Source organism: Pectobacterium hainanensis (genome assembly GCF_046237015.1).
Lineage (GTDB): Bacteria > Pseudomonadota > Gammaproteobacteria > Enterobacterales > Enterobacteriaceae > JBJYIN01.
Window position 1 is genome coordinate 276,954 of the sequence record NZ_JBJYIN010000005.1, and the last position, 7,887, is coordinate 284,840.

Genomic DNA, 7,887 nt, shown 5'->3' on the forward strand with positions numbered 1-7,887 from the left:
TATATGTCGCGTTAGTTATGCGTTAGGCAGTGATGGCATTACTCTCCAGTAATTCCTCCAACGTAACCTGAACAGACTGCAATGTGACCAGTTCAGCAGATTCAAACGCCGAACCTTGTCCATCTCGATCAATGGCGATCACGGTGTTCCCATCAACAATATCAACAGAAATCCAATCGCCAAGATTGCCGCTTTCGCTGTCCCAGCCTTGCAACAACGCACTGACGTCAATCCGATCGCCATCAGCCAGCGAGAAGTCGGTCCAGGTATCACTACCGTTACCACCGGTCACGCCTTCCGGATCTAACAATTTGAAAATTAAGGTATCCTTACCATCACCTAGCGTAAACGTATCGTCATAAGCCGAACTGGTTGCCGTATCGTTATAGCGAGAGCCATTCAGTTGCAGCGCCAAATCGATGGTCAACACGGCTTCGGCCGTTCCCTCTCCCTCCGTCGTCAGCGTATAAGTGAACGTTTCCTTCTCGGTGATAGTCTCAGGGTTCACATTAGCGTTCAGTTCATAGCGGTAGTCACCATTGACTTCTAGCGTCAGGACGCCATATTTGCCCTCTACGGTTGTGGCTGTCGCAATGTTCTCGCGAGGATCGAGCGTGATAACATGGTTATCCGCATCCACAATGGAGAGTACGGTATCGACAGAAACCAGTTGGTCAGCGCTATTACTTTCCGAACCACTGCCATCAAAGAGATTGCCTTCTACCGCGGCAGTTTCTGTCAGGAAGTCATCCAGTAATATGCTAGTCCCGGCGACGGAAGCGGCTATCGTCACGTTCCCCACGGTTATCCCTAATGCACCGATAGAACCCGTAAAGCGAAGTGTGTAATCACCAGCGGCCAGTTCCAACCCAGTCAATGGAATATTTGCCCCAATGCCAATAAATGGGAGATTGATTAACGAACTACTGTTAACAACTCCTGTTCTGATTTCCTCCCCACTACCGTCTACCAGGCTCCAGGATATGTTCAAACTGCCGATGCCCAGCGCAGTATCCACATCAAACGTAATGACGGCATCCTTCAATATGGTATCGTCTGCCACGGTTATCGAACCTTCTGCGCTACCGCTTGAAGAAACGACCGGCAACGTGGTCCAGGAAGCCGTCCCCGCATTACTGTCGATGTAAGGCGTTTCTTCATTTGCTGCTGTCGCAGGTAACGCAACGCTATCGTCCACGGCAGTCAACCCACTAGGAATCAGCTCAACATTTAGCGTACCGGTATCGGATTCACCATCTGGTGCGGTCACCGTATAGACGAAACTGTCTGGGGCGGTAATGCTATCCGCACCGAGGCCAGCATTCAGCGTATAGCTGTAGTTCCCCTGAGCATCAATCATCAGCACACCATATTCACCGCTAATACTCGTGGTACCATCAGCCACCACCGTGACGCCATTGACCGTACTGATAACCGAACCTTCCGGCGCGATGTCGTCGTCCATCACATTGCCTGTGGTGTTAGCACTCACCGTCTCTACGGTATAGACATGGTCTTCCAGAACATCCAGCGTATAGCCTGTTACCACGCTAATGCCGGATACCGTATCTAGCAGGAACAGATAGCGCCCGCCTTCGAGTGTCAAGGTCAACTCTTCAGAAGACCCCAACACGAGCGTCGTCTTGAGCCAACCTTCCTCCACACGATGCTGTTCATATTGCTGTGTCGCGTTATTAAATTTGTAAATGTAGAGATCAAATTCAGAAAACGCCGACAATCCCGCAACGGAGGATTGCAACGTCATCGTCCGAACCGTACCTTCCTCAACATCAAAGATAATTGGGCTGGCGAGATCGTCCAAAATACCGACATTCAACTCACGACCAAGGCCAACGTTGATTAAGGTAAAGCCACCTTGCGATGACGTTCCGTTATCTATCGTGTCCACAGTGGTTTCATAGGTAATGGAGGCCGAATCATCCGTCACGACAACGTTACTGGCAGGGATATCAATTGCCTCACCCAGCGACACATTGAGGTTGGCTGTGGCGGTGACACCACTAACACTGATCGTGTAAGTAAAGCTGTCGGTTTGCCCCAATACGCTAGGAGAAGTGTTGGTTAATGTATAGGTGTAACTACCGTCCAGGTTGATAGACAACGTTCCATATTCCCCCTGGATACTCGTACCATCCTGCGTAACCTCGACAACATCTCCCGTACCGTTTTCCACTTGCGTCACAACCGTACCTACTGGCGCGACATCAGAACCATTCTCCGAGTCGACATCGGTAATCACGTTACCGCTGAAGATGGTTTCTCCGCTGACGACGCCAGCCCCAGTTTGCGTCACCGTCGCGGTAATGTTGGTGAAAGATCCTACCGCCAACAATGTCGTGTTATAGGCTATTGCACGGTAAGCCCCTTCTCCCAGCCCCTCCAGATTCAATGTCACGCTGTTGCTACCGATAGTCAGCAGGCTGGCCCACTGAGGATCCGACGTATTAACGATGGTGTTCCAGGAATTGGCTGTCGTATCATATTGCTGAACAATGACCCCCATGGTACTCAGCAAAGACAGCACGCCACCGGTAGCACTCGCATCCAATACCATGTCAGCCGACGCTCCGCTATCAACCGTAAAGTTGACTTGCGCACTATCATCTCCCAGTAACGAAATGATGTTACCCAGCGCACCGACGACCAACACACCCCAGTCGCTGTATTGCTCAGAGGTCACTTCTGCTTCCGTCACCAAATCCAGTAACACGGCATTATCGTTAGCCTCCAGAACCATCACTGGCGCAGTGACCGTAATCGACGCACTGCTGTTACCTGATGGATCGGTGGCAATGGCAGTAACCGTTTCACCGTTGATCAGTGCCGGAGACAATGGCACGGTAAAGCTACCGTCTTCACCCGCGATAGCCTCGCCCAATTCATTACCATTTGCATCGGTGAGCGTCACCGTGCTACCCGGCTCAGCATTACCGCTAACGGAAGCACCGTCGTCTGCTACCTCGACATCGGTTGGTACGGCTGGCGCGGTCGTATCAGGCGCCGTCGCCGTGGCTGGCGTACTGCTGTTGCCTGCCGCATCGGTGGCTACCGCCGTCACGTTCTCGCCGTTAGTGAGTGCCGGGCTCAGAGATATGCTAAAGCTGCCATCCTCACCTGCCGTGGCATCACCCAGTACATTGCCATTCGCATCGGTGAGGGTCACCGTGCTACCCGGTTCGGCGTTACCGCTGACGGAAGCACCATCTTCTGCCACCTCGACATCGATCGGTACGGCTGGTGCCGTGGTATCCGGTGCGATTGCACTCGTCACTTCTGACGTATTACCGGCTGCATCCGTCGCCGTGACCGTGACTGTTTCACCATTCAGCAATGCTGTCGGTAACGTCACGCTGTACACCCCAAACTCATCAGGTGTCGTGATCAGTACCGTACCATTTGGCAGCGTCACGCTCACCGTACTGCCCGGCTCCGCATCCCCACTGACCGTCAGACCATCCGCGCTGACCACCGCTTCCGGTGCCTCCGGTGCCGTGGTATCGGGTATTGATGTATCCGGTACCGTTACCGTATACGACGGAGAAGTATTTCCTGCTGCATCCGTCGCCGTCACATCGAGCTGTGTACCTGCTTCCAATCCTTCCGGCAGACTGATGCTCCAGGTACCGTTGTCTGCCACAGTGTCCATAAGGGGAGGGTTACCCGGCAACGTCACCGTCACCGTACTGCCTGGCTCGGCGGTCCCGTTCAGTGCCGTGCCCGTCTCGTTCAGATAAGCATGCGGCATGTCCGGTGGCGTTGTATCGGGTGCCTCTGCGGTGACCGGATCGCTGCTATTGCCAGCAGGATCGGTGACCACCACATTCACCGTTTCCCCGTTGGTTAACGGCGGATTTAACGGCACGGTAAAGCTGCCGTCTTCACCTACCGTGGTTTCGCCCAGAGTATTTCCATCAGCATCGGTGAGCGTTACCGTGCTGCCCGGCTCGGCGTCACCAGTGACGGAGGTGCCATCTTCAGTCACCTCGACATCGGTCGGTACGGCTGGTGCGGTGGTATCCGGGGCCTCTGCGGTGACCGGATCGCTGCTGTTGCCAGCAGGATCGGTGACCACCACATTCACCGTTTCCCCGTTGGTCAACGGCGGATCTAACGGCACGGTAAAGCTGCCGTCTTCACCCGCGATAGCCTCGCCCAGTTCATTACCATTTGCATCGGTGAGCGTCACCGTGCTACCCGGTTCGGCGCTACCGCTGACGGAGGTGCCATCTTCCGCCACCTCGACATCGGTCGGCACGGCTGGTGCGGTCGTATCGGGGGCGTTGGTGGTGGCAGGCGTGCTGCTGTTATTAGCCCCATCGGTGGCAACCGCATTCACTGCTTCACCGTTGGTCAACGGCGGATCTAACAGCACGGTAAAGCTGCCGTCTTCACCAGCAGTCGCTTCGCCCAGTGCATTACCATCTGCATCGGTGAGCGTCACCGTACTGCCCGGCTCGGCGTTACCGCTGACGGACACCCCACCTTCTGCAACTGACAGATTAGTTGGAGGCAACGGTGCTGTCGTATCGGGGGCGTTGGTGGTGGCTGGTGCGCTGCTGTTATTAGCCCCATCGGTGGCAACCGCATTCACCGTTTCCCCGTTGGTCAACGGCGGATCTAACGGCACGGTAAAGCTACCGTCTTCACCCGCGATAGCCTCGCCCAGTTCATTACCATTTGCATCGGTGAGCGTCACCGTGCTACCCGGCTCGGCGTTACCGCTGACGGAGGTGCCATCTTCCGCCACCTCGACATCGGTCGGTACGGCTGGCGCGGTCGTATCAGGCGCTGTCGCCGTGGCTGGCGTACTGCTGTTGCCTGCCGCATCGGTGGCTACCGCCGTCACGTTCTCGCCGTTAGTGAGTGCCGGGCTCAGAGATATGCTAAAGCTGCCATCCTCACCTGCCGTGGCATCACCCAGTACATTGCCATTCGCATCGGTGAGGGTCACCGTGCTACCCGGTTCGGCGTTACCGCTGACGGAAGCACCATCTTCTGCCACCTCGACATCGATCGGTACGGCTGGTGCCGTGGTATCCGGTGCGATTGCACTCGTCACTTCTGACGTATTACCGGCTGCATCCGTCGCCGTGACCGTGACTGTTTCACCATTCAGCAATGCTGTCGGTAACGTCACGCTGTACACCCCAAACTCATCAGGTGTCGTGATCAGTACCGTACCATTTGGCAGCGTCACGCTCACCGTACTGCCCGGCTCCGCATCCCCGCTGACCGTCAGACCATCTGCACTCACCACCGCTTCCGGTGCCTCCGGCGGTGTGGTATCCGGTATTGATGTATCCGGTACCGTCACCGTATACGACGGTGAGATATTTCCTGTCGCATCCGTCGCCGTTACATCGAGCTGCGTTCCAGCTTCCTGCACTGCTGGCAACGTGACGCTCCAGGTACCGTTTTCTGCCGCCGTAGTCGTGAGTGTGGTGTCGTCCGGCAGCGTCACCGTGATTGTACTGCCCGGCTCGGCGGTTCCGTTCAGTGCCGTACCCGCCTCGTTCAGGTAAGCATGCGGCATGTCCGGTGGCGTTGTATCGGGTGCCTCCGCGGTGATCGGATCGCTGCTGTTGCCAGCAGGATCGGTGACCACCACATTCACCGTTTCACCGTTGGTCAACGGCGGATCTAACGGCACGGTAAAGCTGCCGTCTTCACCTGCCGTGGCCTCGCCCAGTGCATTCCCATCGGAATCGGTGAGCGTCACCGTGCTGCCTGGTTCAGCGTTACCGCTGACGGACGTCCCATCGTCTGCCACCTCGACATCGGTCGGTACGGCTGGCGCGGTCGTATCCGGTGCCTCCGCGGTGATCGGATCGCTGCTATTGCCAGCAGGATCGGTGACCACCACATTCACCGTTTCACCGTTGGTCAACGGCGGATTTAACGGCACGGTAAAGCTGCCGTCTTCACCCACCGTGACCTCGCCCAGTGCATTACCGTCTGCATCAGTAAGCGTCACCGTGCTGCCCGGCTCGGCGTTACCGCTGACGGAGGTGCCATCTTCCGCTACCTCAACATCGGTTGGTACAGCTGGTGCGGTCGTATCCGGTGCGATTGCACTCGTCACTTCTGACGTATTACCGGCTGCATCCGTCGCCGTGACCGTGACTGTTTCACCATTCAGCAATGCTGTCGGTAACGTCACGCTGTACACCCCATACTCATCAGGTGTCGTGACCAGTACCGTGCCATTCGGCAGCGTCACGCTCACCGTACTGCCCGGCTCCGCATTCCCGCTGACCGTCAGGCCATCCGCGCTGACCACCGCTTCCGGTGCCTCCGGCGGAGTGGTATCGGGTATTGATGTATCCGGTACCGTCACCGTATATGACGGCGAAGTATTTCCTGCTGCATCCGTCGCCGTTACATCGAGCTGTGTACCCGCTTCCAATCCGTCCGGCAGACTGATGCTCCAGGTACCGTTGTCTGTCGCTGTGGCCGTAATTATGGTGTCGTCCGGCAACGTCACCGTCACCGTACTGCCTGGTTCGGCCGTCCCATTCAGCGCCGTGCCCGCTTCATTCAGGTAAGCATGCGGCATGTCCGGTGGCGTTGTATCGGGTGCCTCCGCGGTGATCGGATCGCTGCTGTTGCCAGCAGGATCGGTGACCACCACATTCACCGTTTCACCGTTGGTCAACGGCGGATCTAACGGCACGGTAAAGCTGCCATCCTCACCTACCGTGGTTTCACCCAGAGTATTCCCATCAGCATCGGTGAGGGTCACCGTGCTGCCCGGTTCGGCGTTACCGCTGACGGACGTCCCATCTTCTGCCACCTCGACATCGGTCGGTACGGCTGGTGCGGTCGTATCCGGTGCCTCTGCGGTGACCGGATCGCTGCTATTGCCAGCCGGATCGGTGACCACCACGTTCACCGTTTCACCGTTGGTTAACGGCGGATTTAACGGCACGGTAAAGCTGCCGTCTTCACCTACCGTGGTTTCGCCCAGAGTATTTCCATCAGCATCGGTGAGCGTTACCGTGCTGCCCGGCTCAGCGTTACCGCTGACGGAGGTGCCATCTTCCGCTACCTCGACATCGGTCGGTACGGCTGGCGCGGTCATATCCGGGGCCTCTGCGATGACCGGATCGCTGCTATTGCCAGCAGGATCGGTGGCGATCACATTCACCGTTTCACCGTTGGTCAACGCTGGATTTAACGGCACGGTAAAGCTTCCGTCTTCACCTGCCGTGGCCTCGCCCAGTACATTACCGTTCGCATCAGTGAGGGTCACAGTGCTGCCCGGCTCGGCGTTACCGCTGACGGAGGTGCCATCTTCCGCCACCTCGACATCCGTTGGTACGGCTGGCGCTGTCGTATCTGGTGCCTCTGCGATGACCGGACCGCTACTGTTTCCAGCAGGATCGGTGACCACCACGTTCACCGTTTCCCCGTTGGTCAATGGCGGATTTAACGGCACGGTAAAGCTGCCGTCTTCACCTACCGTGGTTTCGCCCAGAGTATTTCCATCAGCATCGGTGAGCGTTACCGTGCTGCCCGGCTCAGCGTTACCGCTGACGGAGGTGCCATCTTCCGCTACCTCGACATCGGTCGGTACGGCTGGCGCGGTCATATCCGGGGCCTCTGCGATGACCGGATCGCTGCTATTGCCAGCAGGATCGGTGGCGATCACATTCACCGTTTCACCGTTGGTCAACGCTGGATTTAACGGCACGGTAAAGCTTCCGTCTTCACCTGCCGTGGCCTCGCCCAGTACATTACCGTTCGCATCAGTGAGGGTCACCGTGCTGCCCGGTTCGGCGTTACCGCTGACGGAAGTGCCATCTTCCGCCACCTCGACATCGGTCGGTACGGCTGGCGCGGTCGTATCCGGGGCCTCTGCAGTAA

Annotated in this window: 1 protein-coding gene; it reads right to left on the minus strand. The window is 57.1% G+C overall.

The features are described 5' to 3' along the window. Positions 1 to 22: 22 nt before the first annotated feature. On the minus strand, positions 23 to 7,887 hold a 7,865-nt coding region (locus ACKPVM_RS07430; RefSeq protein ID WP_409308227.1), incomplete at its 5' end, for a BapA/Bap/LapF family large adhesin.